This window comes from Streptomyces viridosporus (assembly GCF_002078235.1).
GTDB lineage: Bacteria > Actinomycetota > Actinomycetes > Streptomycetales > Streptomycetaceae > Streptomyces > Streptomyces viridosporus.
Window position 1 is genome coordinate 1 of sequence record NZ_MSGP01000833.1, and the last position, 611, is coordinate 611.

At 70.0% G+C, this 611-nt stretch carries 1 protein-coding gene and 1 pseudogene; both read left to right on the top strand.

Annotated features, from left to right (window positions below):
* The coding region (locus tag B7L92_RS37985; protein WP_107501747.1) for a hypothetical protein at positions 1–309 on the top strand (309 nt) is incomplete at its 5' end.
* Between the two features lie 175 nt (positions 310–484).
* Positions 485–611: pseudogene (locus tag B7L92_RS40050) on the top strand (recombinase RecA); the annotation flags it as partial.

Consider the following 611-nt stretch of genomic DNA (forward strand, 5'->3'; position numbering starts at 1 on the left):
ACCGACCCCACTCCGACCGACCCCTACGAGACCTGGACCCCGCAGGCTGCGCTCGGTTTGACCTGCATCGATTGTCATCCCGAATACCGGGACGACCACCAGGACCAGGACGACGACTCCCGTATCCGCCCGGAGGCCTCCATCGAGACGGCCCTGGACGGACGTGAAGGGCACGGCCTCCCAAGGCTCCCCGACGACCCGGTCGATGAGCTGCCCTGGAGAGAAGAGCCGACCGCCGCCGAGGCGACCGGAGGAAGGACGGCAGAGTCGCCGGGGCAACCGGCGGCGACCGAAAAGACCACAGAGTGACGGCAGCCCCGCGAGCGGCGCCGAGACGGTGAAACGGAGCCGGAGTGATGCGACACCCGGCACCATCGCCCCGAAGCCCGCGCGGGCCGCCGCAGAACCGACACCCCGGGCCGCCGGCGCGGTGACCCGGGACCGCCGGCCGCAATGACACGCCCCACCCATCCAGGCGGACGCCATGAAAGAACAGGACCGCGAGAGGGCGCTCGAGCTGGCCCTCATCCAGATCGAGAAGCGCTTCGGCAAGGGCTCGGTCATGTGCCTCGGCGATGACCCTTGGTCCTCCATCGAGGTCATCCCGACCG